The following is a 20,604-nucleotide window of genomic DNA, read 5'->3' on the forward strand; positions in this document are numbered from 1 at the left end:
CTCGCGAGTCGCTACCCCTGGCGCTTCAGCTCAGCACGCTGACCACCCGCCTTGTTTCCGGCATCTCCCGCGCATCCGGTCGCGCCGCCAGCGCGATCAGCCGACGGGCCGCGAGGGTGGTGGCGTCGGCCTCGACGCTTTGTTCGAAGGCATCGCCTTCCAGCGCATAAGCGCGCTGCGCTGATTCCAGCACGGCACGGTCCTGCGCCAGAATTTCAGGCTCGGTCGACGACCAGAGCGGCGGTTGCGGCGTCTCGACCGGCCCGCGCTGCAACAACCAATGCTGGATGCAGCGCCCGGCCACGGTCGGCACATGGTGCAGCACCAGACGGAAGGCATCGCCGCTCGCCACCGTCACCCGATCGGGCACATCGAAGCGCAAGTGCGTGCCCGGCCCGGTCACGGTCAGGGCCGTGGCGGTGCTTTCCACCGTATAGCGCGTCGGCAGAAACCCAACCGCCTGCACCCGGAACCATTGCGGATGCATATTGGGATGGGTGAAGGCGGCGTGACAAATGTCGAGATTGTTTTCGATCGGCAGGATCGCCTCGCAGGCCAGCTCCATCGCGCCCTGCAGCCATTGAAACCGGTCGAATCCGTCAATCGCCAACGGAGCGCCCTCCGGCTCATCGGTACCCGTCCACAGCCAGACATAGCCGTCCTGCTCCGCCACCGGATAGCGGCGGACGGGCGCGCTCTTGATCGTCTGATCCTCGCGCAAGGACGGGATATGGCGGCAGCGCCCGGCTCCATCGAAACGCCAGCCATGATAAGCACAGGCAATCGTCCCATCGCTGACGGTGCCGAGCGACAGCGCGACGCCGCGATGCGGGCAACGATCGTGCAGCGCCTGGGCCTGACCGTCGGCATCGCGAAACAGCACGATCGGCGCGCCCTGCAGCGTGATCGCGACGGGCGCATCGCGCAATTGCGTGCTCGCCACGCCGACATACCACGCGTCTTTCGCCAATGGGACGCGATCCGCAACGAGGGTGGGGGCGTTCATCGAGCATTGTCCTTAACGGGTTTGAAAAAGCCGAGCCGCTGGCACGCGTCGAACACGCGGCGGCCATTGAAGGAAGCGAGCAGCATCACCCCGATGCTTCCCCACGACACGACCGCGCGGATCGCCAGCGCCTGCGCCAGCGGAAACGCGCTCATGATCCACAGAAACGCGCCCGCCCGCGCCACGAAATACAGCGCCCAAGCAAGCGTGAAGGCGCGGAAGAAGTGCACCACCTCGGGGCGGTCCGCCGGAATATCGGGTTTGCGCTGCCGCGCGATGCGCAGCACCAGCGGCTCCTGCCCCGACGCGCCGACCAGAAACACGCCAGCCGTCAGCAGATTGATGATGGCACCTTCATAGCGGATCATGAACGGCGTTTGCGCCCACAGGTCGATCGCGCCGAACACCAGCGCCGCGCCGTTGGCCAGCAGCCATAAAGGCGGGAACGGCCGCCGGGTTGCGAGCCGCCAGCCGCCCTCGACGACAATAAACCCAAGCGCGACCGCAATGGCGGGCTTGATGCCGAAAGCGAGCAGCACCGCCCAATATAGAAGGAGCCCGCCAAAGGTGTGGAACACCGCCGCAAGAAAGGAGCGCAGACGCATCATTTCGAGTCTCCGTCACGGGCATGGGCGGCCATCGCTTCGCCCAGGAACAGCCACCGCCGCCGATCGAGCGGTAGCGAGGCGGCAAGCGCCGGATCGGCAAAACCGTCCTGCCAAAACTGCGTAAGCGCGGCGTGCAGGCCCCCGTCGTCACCGGTCATCCGCGCAATCAGCGCCGCCGCGCGCGCGCCCAGCGCACGTGCCTGTGGCGTGTCGGGCGCGCCATCGACGAGCGTGTCGAGCTCGGCATAGAGCTCGGCCCATTCCGCCGCGATGGTTGGCGCGACGTCGGCCAGGCGGCGTTGCTGAGCGGGGGTGAAAACGCGTGCGCCGAGCGCCTCCAGCGCCGGGGTCCAGCGCAACCGCAACGGCTCGGCGCGCGCGAGGTCGGCCAGTGCCGCCGCGTCGATCGTGCCGCCTGCGCGCAGCTTGCGGCGGGCATGGGCGATCAGGATCAGCGAATCCTCGACCCGGTTGCGTTGATCGATCAGCGCCTGTTCCTGCAGATCGAGCACCGCCGCCACATCGGGCGCGCCCTCATCGAGCAACGCGCCGATCCGCGCGATCGTCAGGCCAAAACGCCGCAACAGCAGGATAACGTGCAGGCGCTCGCACTCCGCCTGCCCATATGTGCGCCAGCCATGCGCATCGCGCACTGGCGCGAGCAAGCCTGCGGATTCATAGAGCCGCAGCGTCTTGATGGTGATGCCAAAGCGCCGGGCGACATCGGCGGCACCATCGGGAAACTGGGCGGAAGGGCGCTTGATTCGGGTCATGCGCTAGGTTGTACGGTCGTCCCTTGGGGACGACGCAAGCGGATTGTCCGCGCGCCCGCTTTACCCGCGCGCGCGGGCCTGACGATAGGTGCCGAGCACGCGCACCCATTTCGAATGGAACGCCAATTCGGCCAGCGCCCGGCCCAGCCCCGGATCGCTCGGGCGACCCTCGACATCGGCGTAGAATTCGGTCGCGGCAAAGCTGCCGCCGCGCTGATAGCTTTCCAGCTTGGTCATGTTGACGCCGTTGGTGGCAAAGCCCCCCATCGCCTTGTACAAAGCGGCGGGCACATTGTTCACCTCAAAGATCAGCGTGGTCATCCACGGACCATCGCCAACCGGCTCATGCCCCTCGCGCGCCAGCACGACGAAGCGCGTGGTATTATGTTCGGCATCGGCAATGTCGCTGGCCAAAGTGTCCAGCCCGTACAACGCCGCCGCGCCGGGCGGGGCGAGCGCCGCCAATGTCGGATCGTCGCGCTCCGCCACCAGCGCCGCCGCCCCTGCGGTATCGGGATAGGCGACCGGCGCAATGCCATGATCGCGCAGCCACAGGCGGCATTGCCCAAGCGCCTGCGGATGGCTCATCGCCTCGCGCACGCCCGCCAACGGCCCACTCCCCATCAAGGCATAGCGAATGCCGAGAAAATGTTCGCCAGTGATGACCAGCCCCGATTCGGGCAGCAGGAAATGCATGTCGGCGACGCGGCCATGCAGCGAATTTTCGATCGGAATGATCGCGCAATCCGCCCGAAAATCACGCACCGCATCGATCGCATCGGCAAAGTCGAAGCACGGCAGCGGCAGGCAATCGGGAAACGCCTCGCGCGCGGCGATATGCGAATTGGCGCCGGGGGCCCCCTGAAACGCAACGGTACGGGCAGGATCGGCGGCGGCGGCGGCAGTCATCTCGGCGACGAGGGCGCGGGCGGGTGCGGGGAAATTTTCCATGGGAGCCGGGCGGTACTGCGCTGGCCGCCGCGCCGCAAGCCATCGCCACCGCCCGCGCCGACGACGCTTGCGATGCACGCCGCGCGAATCTATGGGTTGGGGCGACTTCGTGGCTCTAACAGGGGCCGTCCCGCGGCAGAAGATATAGGACGAGACATGGACAACCGGACCAATACGATTGCTGGCTGGGTTTTGGGCTCCATGGGCGTCGCGCTCGCGCTCGGCATCGCCGGGAATATGATCGTCCATCCGATCAAGGCCGAAAAGGCGGGCTATCCGATCGAGGGTGGCGCGGACGACGGTGCTGGTCCGGCGGCCGCAGACAAACCCATTGGCGAAATGATGGCCGTGGCCGATGCCTCGCACGGCGCGGAAGTGTTCAAGAAATGCTCCGCCTGCCACACGATCGCGCAGGGCGGGGCCAATGGCATCGGCCCCAATCTGTGGGCAACCGTTGGCGAAGCGATCGCGCAGGGCAAGGCCGGCTACGCCTTTTCGGACGCCCTGAAGACGGCGGGGGCCGGCAAGAAATGGGATTTTGAGGAGCTCAACAAGTGGCTCACCAGCCCGCGCGCCTATGCGGCGGGCACCAAGATGACCTTTGCCGGTCTGACCAGCGCCAAGGATCGTGCCGACGTGATCCTGTATCTCAACGCGCAAGGCTCCAACCTGCCGCTGCCGACGGCTGCGGCTCCCGCCGCTGCCCCGGCTGATGCCAAGGCACCCGCCGCCGAAACCGGCAACGCGACCGCGCCCGCTACCGCGAATACGGCCACCGCACAGTAAGACGAAACGCGCCCCCACCGCAGGCGCGGTGGGGGCTGCCGCTCACGCCTTATCGCGGTAGAACGCCTTCACCACGTCCCACCCCTCCTGGGCGGTCTCGACGAAGGTGAAAATCTTGAGGTCCTTGGCCGAGACCACGCCTTCCTCGACCAGCGCGTCGAAATTGACGACGCGGTTCCAGAACTCGCGGCCATATAGCAGCACCGGGATCGGCGCGATCTTGCCGGTCTGGATCAGCGTCAGCAGCTCGAACAGTTCGTCGAACGTGCCGAACCCGCCCGGGAACGCCGCCAGCGCACGCGCGTGCAGCAGGAAGTGCATCTTGCGCAGCGCGAAATAGTGGAACTGCATCGACAGCGCCGGGGTGACATAGGGGTTGGGCGCTTGCTCATGCGGCAGCACGATGTTGAGCCCGATCGATTCGTGCCCGCAATCGGCCGCACCGCGGTTCGCCGCTTCCATGATCGACGGGCCACCGCCCGAACAGACGACGAAATGGCGCTTGCCATCGGTATCGACCGGGAAGCTGCTCGCCAGCCGTCCAAGCTCGCGCGCCACCTCATAATATTTGGATTTGGCGACCAGCCGCTCGGCGATGCGGATCGCCTGCTCGCGGTCGCCTTCGGCCGCATGCGCGATGTCGAGCAAGGCCTGCGCCTTGGCGGGCTCGGGAATGCGCGCCGATCCATACATCACGAAGGTCGAGGCGATATTGGCCTCGTCCATAATGAGCTGGGGCTTCAGCAATTCGAGCTGGAAGCGAACGGGGCGCAAATCCTCGCGCAGCAGGAAATCCATGTCCTGAAAGGCAAGGCGATAGGCCGGGTTCTCGGTCTGCGGTGTGCTGACGCCGGTCTTGGCGGTTTCGGCATCCTGGCGCGCGCGGGGGAAAACGCGCGACGGCACATGCGTGTCACGCGCATCGGACTCGTGGACGAGGGAGTCTTGGGCTGGGGCGTCCGGTTTCTGAGTGTCGTTCATCCACCGCTCCTAAGCCACCGCGTCGCGAATTTGAAGCCTGGAGCGCGCCGCCGCTTGGTCGGGCCTTCTCCCTGTCCGTTCGATCTCCTTGCCCGTTCGTTTCGAGCGGAGTCGAAAAACCAGGCACAGCGCTTGCGGCTGTTTCTCGACTAGGCTCGAAACGAACGGGTTCAGGCAAAGACATCGCTAACGGCAAAACCCGGCATGATCGTCTTCCAGATGCAGATGGTTGTAATGCACCGCATTGTAATCCGGGCTCAGCACCGTGCCGAAGCGCTTGCACGCCGACGCGCGGATCGTGCGCAGGAAGGCGCGTGCTTGCGGCTCGCCACCATTCCAATTCTGCTGGATGGTGATGCGGCGACCATCCTTCAGCACGAAGCCCGATATATCGACTGCATTGGCGGTGGCATGGCCCGACAGCCGCCCGCCTGCCCCCGGCGCGCCCACCACCGCCCGGCAGGCATAGCTGCCCATGCTCTCCACCCGCACCAAATCGCTACCCAGCATCTGCCGCGCGGCCGGGGCCACGGCATAGCTGACCCAGGCGGTGAAGCTGCGCGCGAGGCCACAGCGCATCGCCTTGAGGTTGGTCACCGGCACGCCGATGTCGATCAATTGCAACGTGCCGATCAACCGGCAGCCCCCGCCGAAATCGCGATCGGGCAAAGGCGAAAAGCGCACATCCTCGCGCGACAAATCCGTATAGCAGGCCTGCGTCTCCCGGCTGGTCGGCAAGGCCAGCGTCACCGGCCTCGCCCCGCGCGGCCGCGGTGGCGGGCCGCGATCATTTCCGCCGCCCAAACTGCAGGCGGCGAGCAACACGGGAACAATCAGGGCAAGCGAGCGGAAACGCGACATAGGCCACGCTACCGCCAAGCGGCGTCGGCTTCGCTATTCAAAAATGCGCGTATCGACGATCGAGCGCTGATTTGCGGTAAGCTGCCGGATGATGCGGATCAGGACGATCGCCAGCGCAGCATCCACCGCAAAGGTGACGACCTCGATACAGCCTTCCATCACAAGGTCGGAGATCGTATGGGCATTGCGACCAAGCTGAAAGCTCACCCTCCCCAGCAGGTTGGTCAGCAACCACAGCCCCCACCAAACCCGCAGGAGCCCGGGAACAGGCACGCTGAGCGGGTCGCGGGGTACCAGGCTGACTTGCCAGATCTCCCGCATCGCCTGAAACGGTTTGAACAGGTTCGCGATTGGCACGAAGTACCAGCCGATGCTCCAGCCCGGCGAAATCCACATCGCGTCGGACAGCGCATGGGCGTTGACGCTAGCGCGGTAAATCCAGCGCGCGACGCACACCACCGCGAACAGGAAGGCCACGATGTAGAGGATTCCGCAGATCGTCGAGGCACGATCGACATTGTCAAGCGCCGCGGTCGACCAGATCGCGCCGGTGCCGCCAAGCGCGGCGATAAAGAGCCCGCCAACCGCCGCGCCGAGAAAACTCGTAAACAGCCACGCGACCAGCGCGACCACTGCAAGCCGCTGATGTCCCTCGAGATTTTGCATGCGTTTGCTCCCCTTGCTCACTCATTCTGCCGCACGATTGCGCTCCGGTCTAGCGTTCGCGCTTGACGCGCGCGCCCGCATCTCTAGGAGCGGCTCCGGGCCACGCGGTCCCAACGCCGCGCGTGCTCTCTGTAAGGAGAGACTACATGACTGACCTTCCTGCGCGTCCCGCGCATCTGCCTGCACGACCGTATTTTTCCTCGGGCCCGTGCGCCAAGCCTCCGGGCTGGACCCCCGCCAATCTCGCCACCGAATCGCTGGGGCGCTCGCACCGCTCGAAGATTGGCAAGGCGCGGCTGCAATATTCCATCGATCTGATGCGCGAGCTGTTGAAGCTCCCCGACACGCACCGCATCGGCATCGTTCCCGGTTCCGACACTGGCGCATTCGAAATGGCGATGTGGACAATGCTGGGCGCAAAGCCCGTCACCGCGCTCGCCTGGGAAAGCTTCGGCGAAGGCTGGGTCACCGACGCGGTCAAGCAACTCAAGATCGATCCCACCGTCCTGCGCGCCGATTACGGCCAATTGCCCGATCTGAACGCGGTCGACTGGTCGAACGACGTTTTGTTCACCTGGAACGGCACCACCTCGGGCGTGCGCGTGCCCAACGCCGACTGGATCCCCGCCGACCGCGAGGGCCTCTCCTTCGCCGATGCGACCAGCGCGGTGTTCGCGTATGACATTGACTGGGCCAAGATCGACGTCGCCACCTTCTCCTGGCAGAAAGTGCTGGGCGGCGAAGGCGCACACGGCGTGCTGATCCTGGGCCCGCGCGCGGTCGAGCGGCTCGAAAGCTACACCCCCGCCTGGCCGCTGCCCAAGGTGTTCCGCCTGGTCTCCAAGGGCAAGCTCACCGAAGGCGTGTTCAAGGGCGAGACGATCAACACCCCCTCGATGCTCGCGGTCGAGGATGCCATCGCCGCGCTCGAATGGGCCAAGACCGTCGGCGGCGCCGAGGGGCTCATCGCGCGCAGCGACGCCAATGCCGCAGCGCTCGACAAGATCGTCGCGGACCGCACATGGCTCGGCCATTTGGCCGCCGACCCGGCGTCGCGCTCCAAGACCAGCGTCTGCCTGACGGTCGAGGGTGCCGACGAAGCCTTCATCAAGGCCTTCGCCGGTCTGCTCGAAAAAGAGCATGCCGCCTATGACATCGCCGGCTACCGCGATGCCCCGGCGGGCCTGCGCATCTGGTGCGGCGCGACCATCGACACCGCCGACATCGTCGCGCTCGGACCCTGGCTCGACTGGGCCTATGCGAGTGTGAAGGCGATCTGATTGACGTCGCCCCGGCGCAGGCCGGGGCCGCTGCGAAACTGACCGCAGCATATCCCTCATAGCGGCCCCGGCCTACGCCGGGGCGACGGAGAATATCCAATGCCAAAAGTGCTCATTGCCGACAAAATGGACCCAAAAGCGGCGCAAATCTTCCGCGAACGGGGTGTCGAAGTCGACGAAATCACCGGCAAGACCCCGGAAGAATTGATCGCGATCATCGGCGAGTATGATGGTCTGGCGATCCGCAGCTCGACCAAGGTGACCAAGGCGATCCTCGCCGCCGCGACCAATTTGAAGGTCATTGGCCGCGCCGGGATCGGCGTGGATAATGTCGATATTCCAGCAGCTTCGGCGCAAGGCGTGGTGGTCATGAACACCCCCTTCGGCAACTCCATCACCACCGCCGAACATGCCATCGCCCTCATGTTCGCGCTCGCCCGCCAATTGCCCGAGGCCGACGCCTCGACCCAGGCCGGCAAGTGGGAAAAGAACCGCTTCATGGGCGTGGAATTAACCAGCAAAACCCTGGGGCTGATCGGTGCCGGCAATATCGGCTCGATCGTCGCCGACCGCGCCCGCGGCCTGAAAATGAAGGTCATCGCCTTCGATCCCTTCCTCAGCCCCGAACGCGCCCTCGAACTCGGCATCGAAAAGGTCGAACTGGACGACCTCCTCGCCCGCGCCGATTTCATCACCCTCCACACCCCGCTCACCGACCAGACCCGCAACATCCTCTCGGCCGAGGCGCTCGCCAAGACCAAGAAGGGCGTGCGCATCGTCAATTGCGCGCGCGGCGGGCTGATCGACGAGGCCGCGCTCAAGGCCGGGCTCGATTCGGGCCATATCGGTGGTGCAGCGCTCGACGTGTTCGTCGAGGAACCGGCCAAGGCCTCGCCCTTGTTCGGCACCCCCAACTTCGTCTCGACCCCGCATCTCGGCGCATCGACGACCGAAGCGCAAGTCAATGTCGCGATCCAGGTCGCTGAACAAATGGCCGATTTCCTCGTCGCAGGCGGCGTCACCAACGCGCTCAACATGCCGAGCCTGTCGGCCGAGGAAGCGCCGCGGCTGAAGCCATATATGGCGCTGGCCGAAAAGCTTGGCAGCCTGGTCGGGCAGCTCACCCACGGCGCGATCGCGCGCATCTCGGTCCATGCCGAGGGTGCCGCCGCCGAGCTCAACCAGAAACCGATCGTCGCCGCCGTCCTGGCCGGGTTCCTGCGCACGCAGACCGACACCGTCAACATGGTCAACGCGCCCTTGCTCGCCAAGGAACGCGGCATCGAAGTGCGCGAAGTCCGCACCGAGCGCGAGGGCGATTACCACACGCTGCTGCGCGTCTCGGTCAAGACCGATGCGGGCGAGCGTTCGGTCGCCGGCACGCTGTTCGGCGATTCGGCCCCGCGCGTGGTCGAACTGTTCGGCATCAAGGTCGAGGCCGATCTCGCCGGGCACATGCTGTATGTCGTCAACGAGGATGCGCCGGGCTTCATCGGGCGTCTCGGCACCTTACTCGGCACCGCGGGCGTCAACATCGGCACCTTCCACCTCGGCCGCCGTTCGGCCGGTGGCGAAGCGGTGCTGCTGCTGTCGATCGACGATGCGGTGACGCCGGAGCTGCTCGCGCAAGTCCGCGCGTTGCCGGGCGTGAAGACCGCGATGGGGTTGGCGTTCTGATCTGCTACTTAAGCCCTCTCCCCTCCGGGGAGAGGGTTTGGGAGAGGGGCAGTGCCAAAAACGGACGAAGCGTTGCTCGCGCGTGCAAAAGCCATGCGCAGCGAAATGACACAGCCCGAGCGCGAACTCTGGACCGCCCTGCGTGCCAAGCGCTTCGCCGACACCAAGTTCTCGCGCCAAGTCGTCATTGCACCCTACATCGCCGATTTCGTCGCCCGCACGCACAAGCTGGTGATCGAGCTTGACGGCGACACGCACGCAGGCAACGAGCAGCGCGACGCCCGCAGAACGGCGTGGTTGGAAGAGCAAGGCTATCGCGTGATCAGGTTTAATAACACCGATGTGATGGGGAATCTGGAGGGCGTTCTGCTCTCCATCGAGGCTGCGCTTGCGACGGCCCCTCTCCCAACCCTCTCCCCGAAGGGGAGAGGGCTATCCGCATGAGCACCACCGCCCTCCTCCCGACCGGTTTCCGCGACCGGCTCCCGCCCTTCGCCGACGCCGCGGCGCGCCTCGAAGCCGCTGCGCTCGCGGCCGCTTATGCCTATGGCTATGAACGCGCCGACCCAGCGCTCGCCGAATTCGAGGCCGGCCTCGCCGGTCGCCTGAAAGCCGCGCGCGCGCAGGACGCCGTGCGCTTCGTCGATCCGGTCAGCCAGGCGACGCTTGCGATTCGACCCGACATGACGGCCCAGATCGGCCGCATCGCCGCTACCCGCATGGGCCACCACCCGCGCCCGGTGCGCCTGTCCTATGCCGGCCCCGTGCTGAAGCTGCGCGCCTCGCAACTCGCCCCCGAACGCGAATTGCGCCAGATCGGCTGCGAGCTGATCGGCCTCGATACCGTTGCGGCCGCGCGCGAAGTGGTCGAAGTCGCGGTCGCAGCGCTCGAAGCGGCAGGTGTCAGCGACATCTCGATCGACTTCACCCTGCCCGACTTGATCGACGTCCTCGCCAGCGGCCCCTTCCCGATCGAGCCCACCCAGATCAACGCCTTGCGCGACCGGCTCGACGCCAAGGATGCGGGCGGCGTCGCCGCAATCGCGCCTGCGTATCTGCCGCTGATCGAAGCGGCCGGGCCGTTCGAGACCGCGCATGACCGGCTCTGCGCCTTCGATGCAGGCGGCGCGCTGACCTCGCGGCTCGATGCCTTGTGGAAGATTGCCGAGGGCCTGCAAGGCCGCGTCGCGCTCACGCTCGACCCGACCGAGCGCCACGGCTTCGAATATCAAAGCTGGCTCGGCTTCTCGATCTTCGCTGGCGGTGTGCGCGGCGAAATCGGGCGCGGCGGCACCTATACGATCATGCACGAAGGCGGCGCCGAGGAATCGGCGGTCGGCTTCTCGCTTTATGCCGACGCGATCGTCGCCGCCGGTCTGGCCGAGGTCGACCGCCGCCGCCTGTTCGTGCCGCTCGGCACCGATCCGGCGGTGGCCGCCGCGATGCGCGCCGCGGGCTGGGTCACCGTCGCCGCACTGGAAGCAGGCGATACGCCCGAGGCGCAATTGTGCACGCATGTGCTGGCAGAGGGCGAAGCGCGGGCGGTCTAGCCACCGCTCACGCGAACACCCGCTCGAGATAGGCGTCGACCACCGGTGTGGCGGGATAGTCCTTCTCGCCCAATTGCCGGTTGATCGCCATGTGCCCTTTCAGGCCGCTTCCCGCAAAACCCTGCACCTCGGCCGGTGTGCCCGCCTTGCGCAGGGCTTCGCCCAACTGCTCGGACTGCGCGGTGCCATCGGCGCGGGCGACGTGGAGGATGAGGAAGCTCGGCGCATTGGGCGCGGCGGCATGGAAGGTCGGCGACAGCGCCTGTTGCCGCGCCGGGTCGCTCCCAAAGGCCTCCAGATAGCGATCGTGCATGAATGTGCCGCCCTCGGCGATCTGGCGTGGCACGTCATACGCGGCACCGTCGAGCAGGATCACGCCCTTCAGCGCATCGGTACGCAAATGCGCATGGTCGAGATAGCGCGGATCGGTGCCGACCAGCGCCGCGAGATGCGCACCCGCGCTATGCCCCATCAGCACGATCCGCCGCGAATCGATGCCGAGCGTCGCGGCTTGCCGCACCAGCACCGCGATCGCATCGGCGACATCCTGCGCTTGCTGCTCGACCGTCGCGGACGGCACCAGCCGATAGCCGACAGAGGCGAAGGCATAGCCGCGCTCAAGACTGTGGCTGACCTTGGCCGAGCCGCGCGCCATCTCCTTGTCGCCTTTCTCCCACCCACCGCCATGGACGAAGATCACCAGCGGTGCCGCGCCATCCTTGCGCGTCGCGCGCCAGAAATCGAGATGCTGAAGCGGGTCCTCGCCATAAGCGATGTCGGTCCCGGCGGGGCCGGATTGCTGTTGCTGTTGCTGGCGCTCCATCCAGCGCTTCATCATCATCTTGCGCAGCGGCCCCTGCGCATCGGCTGTCGTTGCGAACGTGAGCGCCGCCACCATCACGCCAGATAAAAGGGGTTTCCGCATCACAAAGCTCCCGGACCTTGGTCATTACGCGTGCGCAACTTGGTAAGCGCCGGTCTTTTCGGCCGCAAGAAAACAAGTGTCGCAGGGTGTATCACGGGGCCCGATGCCCCGGCCGATCGCGCAGCGCGCAATAACAATGGACCCTCTGCCCCCTGCGCATTAGGGCAGCACCGAAAACGTAACAATCAGGCAGCAAGACACCGTGGGAAACGTAGCAGTGATCGGCGCCCAATGGGGCGATGAGGGCAAGGGCAAGATCGTCGACTGGCTGGCGGAGCGCGCCGATGTCGTCGTGCGCTTCCAGGGCGGCCATAATGCCGGCCATACGCTCGTCGTCGGCGAAAGCGTCTACAAGCTGTCGCTGCTCCCCTCGGGCATCGTGCGCGGCACGCCCTCGGTCATCGGCAATGGCGTGGTGCTCGATCCCTGGGCGCTGAAGGCCGAAGTCGAGAAACTGCGCGGCCAGGGCGTGACGATCTCGCCCGACACGCTGATGCTCGCCGATACCTGTGCGCTGATCCTGCCCTTCCACCGCGATCTCGATGCGTTGCGCGAAGATGCGAGCGGCGCGGGCAAGATCGGCACGACGCGGCGCGGCATCGGCCCGGCTTATGAGGACAAGGTCGGTCGTCGTGCGATCCGCGTCTGCGATCTGGCGCATCTCGATTCATTGGGTGCGCAACTCGATCGCCTGACCGCGCATCACGACGCGCTGCGTGCCGGTTTCGGTGAGCCGCCGATCGACCGCGATGCGCTGGTCGCCGACTTGCGCGAAATCGCCGATTTCGTGCTGTCCTTCGCCAAGCCGACGTGGCGCGTGCTCAACGATGCGCGTGCGAACGGCAAGCGCATCCTGTTCGAAGGCGCGCAGGGCGTGCTGCTCGATGTCGACCACGGCACCTATCCCTTCGTCACCTCGTCCAACACCATTTCGGGCACGGCAGCGGGCGGTTCGGGCCTGGGACCAAGCGCGGTCGGCTTCGTGCTCGGCATCGCCAAGGCTTATACGACGCGCGTCGGATCGGGTCCGTTCCCGACCGAGCTGGAGGATGAAACCGGCGTGCGCTTGGGCGAGCGCGGCCATGAATTCGGCACCGTCACCGGGCGCAAGCGCCGCTGCGGCTGGCTGGATGCGGTGTTGCTGCGGCAATCGGCGGCGGTCGGCGGCATCACCGGCATCGCGCTCACCAAGATCGACGTGCTCGACGGCTTTGACGAAGTGAAGATCTGCACCGGCTATCGCCTGCGCGGCGAAACGCTCGATTATTTCCCGGCCCACGCCGCCGATCAAGCCGAGGTCGAGCCGATCTACGAAACCATGCCCGGCTGGCAGGAAACCACCGCAGGCGCGCGGAGCTGGGCCGATTTGCCCGCACAGGCGATCAAGTACATCCGCCGCGTCGAGGAACTGATCCGTTGCCCGGTCGCCCTGGTTTCGACCAGCCCCGAGCGCGAAGACACCATTCTGGTCCGCGATCCTTTCTCGGACTGAGACCTAGCTGATCGCAAAGACCGATGACGGTGCCCCCGCGCGGGGTGCCGCTATCGGCGCTTGACGTCTCACGACTCTATTGGCACGATGCGTGCCATAAGGAGAGCGCGGTGGAGATTCTGCAAACGCCCGAGGAACGGTTCGAGCGGCTGGCCGATTATCCGTTCGCGCCGCACTATCAGAGCGTGACCGATGCCGACGGCACGGCCCTCCGCATTCACTATCTCGATGAGGGGCCGCGCGATGCCGCGCCGGTCTTGCTGCTGCACGGCGAGCCGAGCTGGTCCTATCTCTATCGCAAATTCGTGCCGCCGCTCACCGCCGCCGGACACCGCGTGATCGCGCCCGACCTGATTGGCTTCGGCAAATCCGACAAGCCCGCCGCACGCGCCGATTACACCTATGAACGCCATGTCGCCTGGATGTCCGACTGGCTCACCGCGCTCGACCTGCAGGGTATCACGCTGTTCTGCCAGGATTGGGGCGGGCTGATCGGGCTGCGGCTGGTCGCTGCCTTTCCCGATCGCTTCGCGCGACTGGTGGTGGCCAATACCGGGCTACCCGTTGGCTCCGGGTCATCGGCTGGGTTCGATGCCTGGCTGGCCTTCAGCCAGAACGTGCCGCTCTTCCCGGTCGGCGCGATCGTCAATGGCGGCACTACGCGCGAGCTGAGCGCCGACGAAATCGCCGCTTATGATGCGCCCTTCCCCGACGAACGCTACAAGGAAGGCGCGCGGCAATTCCCGACGCTGGTGCCGATCACGCCCGAGCACGCCTCGGTCGCCGAGAACCGCGCGGCCTGGACGGTGCTGGAGCGTTTCGACAAGCCCGTCCTCACCGCCTTTAGCGACAAGGACGCCGTGACGGCGGGCGGCGAGAAGATCTTTATCGAGCGCATCCCCGGCGCACGCGGGCAGCCGCACACCATCATCACGGGCGGCGGCCACTTCCTGCAAGAAGACGCGCCCGAGCAACTGAGCACGCTGATCGACAGCTTCATCCGCAGCACCGGAGCACCCGCATGAACGTTACCAACGCGGTCTTTCCGCCCGCCGAGCAAGCCGCTGCCTTCTTCAGCGCGCCCGAGGACGGGCCGTTTGTGATGGTCAACCTGCTGAAGTTCAAAGACCATGCCGAATATCCCGACGGCTCCGATGCCACGCTGAGCGGGCGTGAAGCCTATGCCCGCTATGGCGCGGCGGTGCGGGGGTGCCTCGCGGCGGTCGGGGGCGAGGCGCTCTATGCCGGTGCGGTCAGCGAATTGATGCTCGGCGCAATGGACGAACCGTGGGATATGGTCGCGCTCGCCCGCTATCCGTCGCGCGCGGCGATGCTGGCGATGGTGCAGTCACCCGAGTATCAGGCGATCGAGAAGCACCGGGTCGCGGGGCTTGCCGGACAGCTCAACATCCGCACCAAGCCGATCGGCGCATGACGCTCACCTACGACCTCTATTGGTCGTTCCGCTCGCCTTATTCCTATCTGGTGACGCCGCGGCTGATCGCCCTCGAACGCGATTTCGATGTCGCGGCGCGCGTGCGCCCGGTCTATCCGATCGCGGTCCGCCAGCCCGATTTCTTCACCAGCAACGATCCTTTGTGGCTGAGCTACTTCCTGCGCGATATCGGGCGCAGTGCCGCGTTCGTCGGCATGCCGTTCCGCTGGGCACAGCCCGACCCGGTGGTGATGGATTTCGCGACGCGCACCTATCCGCTCGAACAGCCCTATATCCACCGCCTGACGCATCTCGGCGTTGCGGCGGCCGAGCGCGGGCATGGCCTCGCCTTTCTCGAAGCGGTCGGACGGCTCATTTGGAGTGGCGAGGTCAGCGGGTGGCATGAGGGCGATCACCTTGCCCGCGCCACCGCCGAAGCGGGCCTCGATCTCGCCGAACTCGACGCCGCGATCGCGGCCGAACCGGAGCGCTATGCCGCAATCGTCGCGACCAACCAGAGCGCGCAGCGCGACGGCGGCCATTATGGCGTGCCGCTGATGGTGTTCGAGGGCGAACCGTTCTTCGGACAAGACCGCTTCGATCAGCTCCAATGGCGGATGGAGCAACACGGGCTGACGCGCCGATAATGGCACGCCGCGTGCCGTGACATTGCAGAGTCGCACGAGGCTGCTACGATAGGAAAAACAAGGGGGGCGAGCGATGCGGAACCTGATGCGCGCGGTGGTGGGGCTGGTCGGCCTGTTCAACATCGCCTTGGGGATGGCGTTCCTGTTCGATCCCGCACAGGCCGTCGCACGCTTCTTTCTTACACCGCTCGGGACGCAGGGCCTCGCCACTGTACGCGCCGATTTCACCGCGTTCTTCATCACTGGCGGAGTGTTCGCGCTGCTCGGGGCCTGGCGCGAGGAAACCGCCCCGCTGCGCGTGTCGCTGTCGCTGCTGGGGGTCGCAATTGGCGGACGTGTCGTGAGCCTGGTCCTTGACGGAGCGCCCAACACGGCCTTTCCGCCGATCAGCGTTGAAGCCGGCATGATCGCGGTGCTGCTGCTCGCATCGCGCACCTTCGCCGGGCGCGCAGGGCAATGAGACACTGGGGCAAAATCACGCTCGTCGTGCTGGCCTTGATGGTCGGCACTGTGGTTGCATCGAAAGACTATATCCTGCTGCATCTGCCGGGCTGGATGGGGCCGCACATTGATCCAACGCACGCGGTGATCTGGCAGCGCGGCCCTGCGCCCGCCATGCCGGCAGGCACGCGCCCGCCCAACATTGTGCTGATCGTCGCCGACGACCTTGGCTATAACGACATCAGCTTCAATGGCGGCGGGGTTGCGGGCGGGCTGGTCAAGACGCCCAATATCGATGCGCTAGGGCATGACGGCGTCACCTTCGCCGATGGCTATGCCGGCAACGCCACGTGCGCACCAAGCCGCGCCGCGCTTATGACCGGGCGCTATCCGACGCGCTTCGGCTATGAATTTACCCCGGCCGATACGCACCCGCCTGCCTGGTTCCCCTCCAGCCTGATCCGCACCGACGCGATGTTCTCGCGTACGATCGCCAATTTCCCAACGACATGGGAACACAAAACGATCTTCGATGAAGATGCCGCTCGCCAGCCCGCCTCGACCGCGCCCAAGGGCGTGCCGTCGAGCGAGGTGACGATTGCCGAGTTGCTGCGCGGCAAGGGCTATCACACGATGCACCTCGGCAAATGGCATCTCGGCGAAGCCAAGGGGATGCGCCCCGAGGATCAGGGGTTCGACGAGAGCCTGGGCTTCCTGATCGGCGGGCAGATGTATTTGCCCGAAGCGAGCCCCGACGTCGAAAATTCGAAACAGCCATTCGACCCGATCGACAAATTCCTGTGGGCGAACCTGCCCTTCAGCGTGCAATATAATGGCGGTGAACGCTTCCACCCCGATCGCTACATGACCGATTATCTGACGGTGCAGGCCAAGGCCGCGATCACTGCCAATCGCAACCGACCGTTCTTCCTCTATCTCGCCTATAACGCGCCGCACACGCCGCTGCAGGCGTCAAAGGCCGATTATGACGCGCTCCCGCAGATCACCGACCATCGCCTGCGCGTCTATGCCGCGATGATCCGCGCGCTCGACCGCGGGGTCGGGCAAGTGATGGCGACACTCAAACAACAGGGGCTCGACCAGAACACGCTGGTCATTTTCACCAGCGACAATGGCGGTGCCAATTATATCGGCTTGCCCGACATCAACCGGCCCTATCGCGGCTGGAAAGCGACTTTCTTCGAAGGTGGGGTGAAGGTGCCGTTCTTCATGCGCTGGCCCGCGCGGATCAAGCCGGGCACGCGGATCGCCGGTCCGGTCAGCCATTTCGATATCTTCGCCACCGCAGGCGATGCGGGCCACGCAAGCCTGCCCCGCGACCGCGCGCTCGACGGGGTCGATCTGCTGCCCTTTATCGACGGCAAGCAGAGCGGAACGCCGCACCAGACACTGTTCTGGCGCAGCGGCCGCTATCGCACCGTGCGCGACGGCGACTGGAAGCTGCAGGCGCTCGATCTGCCGCATGTCGAATTGCTCTATGACATGAAGGCCGATCCAACCGAACGGAAGGACGTCGCCGCCCAGCACCCCGACGTCGTCGCGCATCTCAACGATTTGCTCGCCGCGCATGACCGCGCCAGCGTCAAGCCCGCCTGGCCCTCGCTAATCCGCTCCCCAATCGCGATCGACCGGCCGCTTGGCACCAAGCCAAAGCCGGGCGAGACGTATATTTATTGGTCCAACTAGATAAAGCGGATAGTCTCCTTCCGCTCAATTCCAGCCGATGACGGGTTCTTCGGCGACGCCCGGCAGCAGTCGTTCGACGTGTCAGTCCGGGATCGGCACCTCGCGATCGATTCTATCCCGCTGACGATCTGACTGCCTCAGCATGGCCGAGGATGGCGATGATTTTTCGCCGAACGATTGCCCGACCAGCAAGATATTGGGCACCCAGCAGGGCGAGCTTGGAGGTGGGTGCCCACACGCCCATTACGAGTGCGACAACGCGCGCAGGCTCCGTCTGGATGAGTATCAGGCTCAGTATGCCGGTCCCGACAAGAAGCGCCGACCACATGTATCCGAAGCCGACGATCGTCCGACCTGACAGATACTTTCCTGCGATGGGAGGAAGATAGCGGAGCAACCAGCCGGATCGCAGCATGGCGAGACCGATTATCAGATAGATGATGCTCGCCTTGTACAGCACGTAGCGAGGGTCGCCCGTCACCAGGGATATGCCGCCGACCACGATAACGAGGACCAGACTCGCCCACTGGATCGGCGGTACGGCTCGTCCGCTCGCTAACGCCCAAGCGATTTGGGCGACGCCCAGGCCCGCGGCAAGAATGGTCGCTATCCCGACGTTGCCGGTCGCGGCGTAGGCCGCGTAGAAGCAGAACGTCGCCAGCAGGTCGGCACCCAACGGCCGAAAGACGTGCAGGACCGCTACAAACTCCAGCTCGCGCGCTGCGAACCGATCGGTGCGAAGTAAGGCAAGATCGTCGTCGATTAACGCTGACCTCCTCGCATGCAAGAGACCCCATTTTAGCAAGTCCGGGTCCAAAAGCCGACCGTTTTCTTTCGACACCTTGTTGCCGCTCCGTCCCATGCAAAGGCAGCCCCCATTGTATGCATTCATGGCCTAGCCGCAGGGCACCCCCCACACTTTACGCCCGCTTTACGCACCCCGCCCGCAATCCCCCGCGCGCGCTAACGCCGTTTCGGCGCAGGGACGTCGCCTGAACCATCACAGGCGGGCCCTATGTCCTTTGACCTTTTACTCGGCGGCGTCGTCGCCATCATCGTGCTGATCTATCTGCTGGCCGTGCTCGCACAGCCCGAGCGGTATTGAGGGAGGCGCGGCCATGACCCTCACCGGCTGGAGCATGATCCTGCTCTTCACCGTCCTAATCATCGCGCTGGCCAAGCCAGCCGGGGATTGGATGTATGCCCTCTATTCGCGCAAGGAGATGCCGCTCGGCTTCCTCGAACGCGGCTTCTACAAACTGGCCGGGATCGATCCCACGGCCGAGCAAAGCTGGGTCGGCTATGCCGTCTCGCTAATGGTGTTCAACCTAGGCGGCATCGCGCTGCTCTTCGCGATCCTGAAATTGCAGGGCATGTTGCCGATGAACCCGCAAGGGTTTGGCGGCATGGAGACGCTGCTCGCCTTCAACACGGCGGTCAGCTTCGTAACCAACACCAATTGGCAGAATTACGGCGGGGAATCGGCGCTGTCGAACCTCAGCCAGATGGCCGGGCTGACGGTGCAGAACTTCCTGTCCGCTGCCGTCGGCATGGCCGTCGCCTTCGCCTTCATCCGCGGTTTTGCCCGCAAGCAGGCGAGCGGAATCGGCAATTTCTGGGTCGATGTTACCCGCGCCACGCTGTATCTGCTGCTGCCGATCTCGATCGTGCTGGCGCTTGCTTATGTCGTGATGGGCGTGCCGCAAACCTTTGGTCCCTCGGTCGTCGCCACGACGATGGAAGGTGCCAAGCAGACCATCGCGGTCGGCCCGGTCGCCTCGCAGTTGGCGATCAAGATGCTCGGCACCAATGGTGGCGGCTTCTTCAACGCCAACTCCGCTCACCCCTTCGAAAACCCCACCGCGCTCAGCAACTTCCTGCAGATGATTACGATCTTCGTGCTCGGCGCAGGGCTCACCCTCACCTTCGGCAAGGCGGTCGGCAACATTCGTCAGGGCTGGGCGATCCTCGCCGCCATGATGCTGCTGTTCCTCGTCGGCGTTGCGGTCGCTTATGGGGCCGAGGCAGCGGGCAACCCGATCCACCACGCGCTCGGCGTCGCCGGGGGCAATATGGAGGGCAAGGAAGTCCGCTTCGGCATCGCCGCCACCGCGCTCTTCGCCGTGGTCACCACCGCTACCTCCTGCGGTGCCGTCATCGGCATGCACGACAGCTTCACCGCGATCGGTGGCCTCGTCCCGATGTTCAACATGCAGCTTGGCGAACTCGTCATCGGCGGCGTCGGCTCGGGTCTCTATGCGGTGCTGATCTACTGCATCCTTGCGGTGTTCATCGCCGGGCTGATGGTCGGGCGCACGCCGGAATATGTCGGCAAGAAGATCGAGGGGCGCGAAATGAAGCTGGCGGTGATCGCCATCGCCGTGCCGCCGCTCGCCATCCTCGGCCTCACCGCCGTGGCCTGCGTCACCGGCGCGGGGCTTGCGGGCCCGGCGGCCAAGGGCGCGCATGGCTTTAGCGAGATCCTCTATGCCTTCAGCTCGGCCGCTGCGAACAATGGTTCGGCGTTCGGTGGCCTCAGCGGCAACACGCCCTTCTACAATCTGCTGCTCGCGCTCGACATGTTCGTCGGCCGTTTCGGGGTGATCCTGCCCGTGCTCGCGATTGCCGGTGGCCTGGCCGCCAAGCGCCGCGTGCCAGAGGGGCCGGGCTCGTTCCCGACCACCGGGCTGCTGTGGATCGGCCTGCTCGCGGCGATCATCGTGATCGTCGGGGGTCTCACCTTCCTGCCCGCGCTCGCGCTGGGTCCGATTGCGGACCAGGCGCAGGTCGCCGCCGGCACTTTGCTCTAAAAGGTCCA

The 20,604-nt window shown here is 65.5% G+C and carries 22 protein-coding genes; 13 read left to right on the plus strand and 9 right to left on the minus strand.

Translation table 11 applies throughout. The features are described from left to right. Nucleotides 1–25: 25 nt before the first annotated feature. Genes ON00_RS19825 through ON00_RS08090 form a run of 4 tightly spaced genes read right to left on the minus strand, consistent with a single transcriptional unit; the run spans nucleotide 26 to nucleotide 3,338 of the window. A complete protein-coding gene (locus tag ON00_RS19825; protein ID WP_010404768.1) occupies nucleotides 26–1,006 on the minus strand; it encodes an aromatic ring-hydroxylating dioxygenase subunit alpha in 981 nt (326 codons plus the stop codon). Next, nucleotides 1,003–1,614, minus strand: a complete 612-nt coding sequence (locus ON00_RS08080; protein WP_010404769.1) for a septation protein IspZ — start codon at nucleotides 1,612–1,614, stop codon at nucleotides 1,003–1,005. Before ON00_RS08080 ends, ON00_RS19825 begins: the two co-directional genes overlap by 4 nt. Then, nucleotides 1,611–2,387 (minus strand): MerR family transcriptional regulator, encoded by a 777-nt coding sequence (locus ON00_RS19830; protein ID WP_010404770.1) that lies wholly within the window; start codon nucleotides 2,385–2,387, stop codon nucleotides 1,611–1,613. Before ON00_RS19830 ends, ON00_RS08080 begins: the two co-directional genes overlap by 4 nt. Nucleotides 2,388–2,447: 60 nt before the next feature. Beyond that, on the minus strand, nucleotides 2,448–3,338 hold the full coding sequence (locus ON00_RS08090) for a prephenate dehydratase (protein ID WP_010404771.1): 891 nt from the start codon (nucleotides 3,336–3,338) through the stop codon (nucleotides 2,448–2,450). 156 nt (nucleotides 3,339–3,494) lie between these two features. On the opposite strand from ON00_RS08090, the gene ON00_RS08095 reads away from it, so the two are divergent. Next, on the plus strand, nucleotides 3,495–4,124 hold the full coding sequence (locus ON00_RS08095; protein WP_010404772.1) for a c-type cytochrome: 630 nt from the start codon (nucleotides 3,495–3,497) through the stop codon (nucleotides 4,122–4,124). Between the two features lie 42 nt (nucleotides 4,125–4,166). Here the strand turns inward: ON00_RS08095 and ON00_RS08100 are convergent, their stop codons facing one another. The 3 genes from ON00_RS08100 to ON00_RS08110 all read right to left on the minus strand — a co-directional run bounded on the left by ON00_RS08100 (nucleotide 4,167) and on the right by ON00_RS08110 (nucleotide 6,632). After that, complete coding sequence (locus ON00_RS08100) at nucleotides 4,167–5,105, minus strand: LOG family protein (RefSeq protein ID WP_010404773.1); 939 nt, start codon at nucleotides 5,103–5,105, stop codon at nucleotides 4,167–4,169. A gap of 186 nt (nucleotides 5,106–5,291) precedes the next feature. Further along, on the minus strand, nucleotides 5,292–5,966 hold the full coding sequence (locus ON00_RS08105; protein WP_010404775.1) for an extensin family protein: 675 nt from the start codon (nucleotides 5,964–5,966) through the stop codon (nucleotides 5,292–5,294). Nucleotides 5,967–5,999: 33 nt separating this feature from the next. Beyond that, nucleotides 6,000–6,632, minus strand: coding sequence for a DUF4328 domain-containing protein (locus ON00_RS08110; RefSeq protein ID WP_010404776.1), 633 nt, complete (start codon nucleotides 6,630–6,632; stop codon nucleotides 6,000–6,002). A 146-nt stretch (nucleotides 6,633–6,778) separates the two neighbouring features. On the opposite strand from ON00_RS08110, the gene ON00_RS08115 reads away from it, so the two are divergent. The 4 genes from ON00_RS08115 (at nucleotide 6,779) to ON00_RS08130 (ending at nucleotide 11,139) form a co-directional block, all read left to right on the plus strand. After that, on the plus strand, nucleotides 6,779–7,912 hold the full coding sequence (locus tag ON00_RS08115; RefSeq protein ID WP_010404777.1) for a phosphoserine transaminase: 1,134 nt from the start codon (nucleotides 6,779–6,781) through the stop codon (nucleotides 7,910–7,912). A 99-nt stretch (nucleotides 7,913–8,011) separates the two neighbouring features. Further along, nucleotides 8,012–9,589 carry a phosphoglycerate dehydrogenase gene (gene serA / locus ON00_RS08120; protein ID WP_010404778.1) on the plus strand — a complete coding sequence of 526 codons (1,578 nt, stop codon included), beginning with the start codon at nucleotides 8,012–8,014 and terminating at the stop codon, nucleotides 9,587–9,589. A 51-nt stretch (nucleotides 9,590–9,640) separates the two neighbouring features. Next, nucleotides 9,641–10,033 (plus strand): endonuclease domain-containing protein, encoded by a 393-nt coding sequence (locus tag ON00_RS08125; protein ID WP_010404779.1) that lies wholly within the window; start codon nucleotides 9,641–9,643, stop codon nucleotides 10,031–10,033. Further along, nucleotides 10,030–11,139: an ATP phosphoribosyltransferase regulatory subunit gene (locus tag ON00_RS08130; RefSeq protein ID WP_010404781.1), complete on the plus strand. Its 1,110-nt coding sequence runs from the start codon at nucleotides 10,030–10,032 to the stop codon at nucleotides 11,137–11,139. Before ON00_RS08125 ends, ON00_RS08130 begins: the two co-directional genes overlap by 4 nt. A 7-nt stretch (nucleotides 11,140–11,146) precedes the next feature. On the opposite strand, the gene ON00_RS08135 is transcribed toward ON00_RS08130, so the two are convergent. Continuing rightward, nucleotides 11,147–11,980 carry an alpha/beta hydrolase gene (locus ON00_RS08135; protein WP_211207165.1) on the minus strand — a complete coding sequence of 278 codons (834 nt, stop codon included), beginning with the start codon at nucleotides 11,978–11,980 and terminating at the stop codon, nucleotides 11,147–11,149. Between the two features lie 286 nt (nucleotides 11,981–12,266). Between ON00_RS08135 and ON00_RS08140 the strand changes: the two genes are divergently transcribed. From ON00_RS08140 to ON00_RS08165, 6 genes are all read left to right on the plus strand, one after another. Next, entirely contained in the window at nucleotides 12,267–13,556 is a 1,290-nt protein-coding gene (locus ON00_RS08140; RefSeq protein WP_010404786.1) for an adenylosuccinate synthase, read from the plus strand. Nucleotides 13,557–13,666: 110 nt separating this feature from the next. Further along, entirely contained in the window at nucleotides 13,667–14,581 is a 915-nt protein-coding gene (locus ON00_RS08145; protein ID WP_010404789.1) for a haloalkane dehalogenase, read from the plus strand. Next, nucleotides 14,578–14,991 (plus strand): DUF1330 domain-containing protein, encoded by a 414-nt coding sequence (locus ON00_RS08150; protein ID WP_010404791.1) that lies wholly within the window; start codon nucleotides 14,578–14,580, stop codon nucleotides 14,989–14,991. The genes ON00_RS08145 and ON00_RS08150 overlap by 4 nt, the downstream gene beginning before the upstream one ends. Continuing rightward, entirely contained in the window at nucleotides 14,988–15,638 is a 651-nt protein-coding gene (locus ON00_RS08155) for a 2-hydroxychromene-2-carboxylate isomerase (protein ID WP_010404794.1), read from the plus strand. The genes ON00_RS08150 and ON00_RS08155 overlap by 4 nt, the downstream gene beginning before the upstream one ends. Nucleotides 15,639–15,711: 73 nt before the next feature. Further along, entirely contained in the window at nucleotides 15,712–16,098 is a 387-nt protein-coding gene (locus tag ON00_RS08160) for a DUF4345 family protein (RefSeq protein WP_010404796.1), read from the plus strand. After that, nucleotides 16,095–17,786: a sulfatase-like hydrolase/transferase gene (locus ON00_RS08165; protein WP_010404799.1), complete on the plus strand. Its 1,692-nt coding sequence runs from the start codon at nucleotides 16,095–16,097 to the stop codon at nucleotides 17,784–17,786. Before ON00_RS08160 ends, ON00_RS08165 begins: the two co-directional genes overlap by 4 nt. A 112-nt stretch (nucleotides 17,787–17,898) precedes the next feature. On the opposite strand, the gene ON00_RS08170 is transcribed toward ON00_RS08165, so the two are convergent. Next, nucleotides 17,899–18,627 carry a septation protein IspZ gene (locus ON00_RS08170; protein WP_010404802.1) on the minus strand — a complete coding sequence of 243 codons (729 nt, stop codon included), beginning with the start codon at nucleotides 18,625–18,627 and terminating at the stop codon, nucleotides 17,899–17,901. A gap of 174 nt (nucleotides 18,628–18,801) precedes the next feature. Here ON00_RS08170 and ON00_RS20145 point away from each other — a divergent pair, with 174 nt between their 5' ends. Together ON00_RS20145 and kdpA are read left to right on the plus strand one after the other, a co-directional pair. Continuing rightward, the gene (locus tag ON00_RS20145) at nucleotides 18,802–18,891 is read left to right on the plus strand and encodes a potassium-transporting ATPase subunit F (RefSeq protein ID WP_083834087.1); all 90 of its coding nucleotides are present in this window, start codon (nucleotides 18,802–18,804) and stop codon (nucleotides 18,889–18,891) included. 13 nt (nucleotides 18,892–18,904) lie between these two features. Then, nucleotides 18,905–20,596, plus strand: a complete 1,692-nt coding sequence (gene kdpA / locus ON00_RS08175; protein WP_010404805.1) for a potassium-transporting ATPase subunit KdpA — start codon at nucleotides 18,905–18,907, stop codon at nucleotides 20,594–20,596. Nucleotides 20,597–20,604: the final 8 nt, after the last annotated feature.

It is taken from the genome of Sphingomonas echinoides ATCC 14820, assembly GCF_000241465.1.
Taxonomy (GTDB): domain Bacteria; phylum Pseudomonadota; class Alphaproteobacteria; order Sphingomonadales; family Sphingomonadaceae; genus Sphingomonas; species Sphingomonas echinoides.